Consider the following 601-nt stretch of genomic DNA (forward strand, 5'->3'; position numbering starts at 1 on the left):
TTAGTTATTTCCGTTAGGACTTCTTTTCCGAGAGGCAAGTAAGGTAATACATTAACCCGCCCCAAAAATGCAGGTTTAAAATATGTTAGCAAATCATCTCTAAGCGCTTCTTTTAGAGCTTCCGGTTCTGGCGCTAAGTCTGGATCTGCATAGAGAGACATTGTGGTTTCTGTGCCAGTATTCGCCGTCATGATAATGATGGTGTTTTTAAAATCGATATCTCGACCTTCACCATCTTTAATGGAGCCTTTATCAAACACTTGATAGAAAATATCTTGCACACCGGGGTGCGCTTTTTCCATTTCATCCAACAGAATCACACTGTAAGGTTTACGCCTTACGGCTTCCGTTAGAACGCCCCCCTCACCGTATCCGACATATCCAGGAGGAGAGCCTAACAACAATGAAACCTTATGCTCTTCTTTGAATTCCGACATATTTATCGTGGTTACGTTGTCTTCGCTCCCATAAACTTTCTCTGCGATAGCAAGAGCGGATTCCGTTTTTCCGACACCACTAGGGCCAGTTAATAAAAACACGCCATTAGGTTTAGTTTCATCCGTCAATTGGGCACTGGCTGTTTTGATCACTTCGGACATGA

Annotated in this window: 1 protein-coding gene; it reads right to left on the reverse strand. The window is 43.1% G+C overall.

Annotated elements, in window-relative coordinates; translation table 11 throughout:
- Positions 1-601: AAA family ATPase (locus R7R78_RS27845; protein ID WP_225474816.1), on the reverse strand; the 601-nt coding region annotated here is incomplete at both ends.

Source organism: Vibrio sp. 2134-1, from assembly GCF_033339495.1.